The organism is Streptococcus suis (assembly GCF_002964045.1).
Lineage (GTDB): Bacteria > Bacillota > Bacilli > Lactobacillales > Streptococcaceae > Streptococcus > Streptococcus suis_U.
The window spans coordinates 1-396 of record NZ_POPB01000352.1 but is presented as its reverse complement, the minus strand read 5'-3'; the positions used below and the strand labels follow the sequence as shown (position 1 = coordinate 396).

The following is a 396-nucleotide window of genomic DNA, read 5'->3' as shown; positions in this document are numbered from 1 at the left end:
AAAAAACCGCAAGAAGAAATTGATCGAGTTTTGAATCTGGTGGGCCTAAGTGAGGTTCGCAATAAAGTTGTGTCTTCGTTCTCATTTGGTATGAAACAACGTCTTGGTTTAGCATTTGCTTTTTTAAATAATCCAGATATATTGGTATTAGATGAACCTACGAATGGATTAGATCCGAAAGGAATTGTTGAAATCAGAGAACTCTTATACAGACTAGCTAAAGAAGAAGGAAAAACGATTTTTATATCAAGTCACCATATTAGTGAAATAGAAACGATTGCAGATATGGTCGGTATAATACATGACGGTGAGCTTATTTTTGAGGGAACACTCTCTGAACTTTATAATAAAAGGGACAGCTCTTATCTTTTTGAAGTCGCAAATCCAGATGTTTTT

General features: G+C 34.6%; 1 protein-coding gene. It reads left to right on the top strand.

The window, feature by feature from the left end; genetic code table 11:
- Positions 1-396 (top strand): ATP-binding cassette domain-containing protein (locus C1E99_RS08295; protein WP_153060174.1); only part of this gene is annotated, 396 nt, incomplete at both ends.